The organism is Pseudomonas sp. Soil_N_39 (assembly GCF_057655955.1).
In genome coordinates this window covers 1-495 of record NZ_JBDGLI010000049.1, presented here as the reverse complement: position 1 = coordinate 495, position 495 = coordinate 1, and the positions used below count along the sequence as shown (strand labels likewise).

The following is a 495-nucleotide window of genomic DNA, read 5'->3' as shown; positions in this document are numbered from 1 at the left end:
TGTGGCGTATGCAAATGCTGAAACCAACCCAAAACAACTGTGGGAGCGGGCTTGCTCGCGAAAGCGGTGTGTCAGCCACATTATCTGTTAACTGACCCGACGCCTTCGCGAGCAAGCCCGCTCCCACATGGGGTTTGGGTTTAGCTCAACTCAACAACACTTGGGCCCACCCTTGCCGCCGTAACGGGCCTCCTGGCGTTCGCGAAAGAACGCCTCGTAGTCCATCATCGGCTTGTCCGGGTGTTTGGTTTGCATGTGCTCGACGTAGTTGTCGTAGTCGGGCATGCCGACCATCAGGCGGGCGGCCTGACCGAGGTATTTACCCAGGCGACTCAAGTCATTGAACATCGTTGCAATCCTCTATCAAGCGTCTGGCAGGGCCTGGAATGGCGCTTCTTTGTCCGTGCGTTCCTTGGTGCCCCAGGCGGCGATGCCGACCTTGAGCGCGTAGAACAGGATGCTGAAGACCACGAACAGGAACAACACCGTCAGCGT

The 495-nt window shown here is 57.8% G+C and carries 2 protein-coding genes; both read right to left on the bottom strand.

All coding sequences use genetic code 11. The annotated features are described in order from the left end of the window. Positions 1–150: 150 nt before the first annotated feature. The gene (locus AC3A5O_RS28780) at positions 151–348 is read right to left on the bottom strand and encodes a YbdD/YjiX family protein (RefSeq protein ID WP_003182142.1); all 198 of its coding nucleotides are present in this window, start codon (positions 346–348) and stop codon (positions 151–153) included. Between the two features lie 15 nt (positions 349–363). Then, positions 364–495: hypothetical protein (locus AC3A5O_RS28775; protein WP_487754019.1), on the bottom strand; the 132-nt coding region annotated here is incomplete at its 5' end.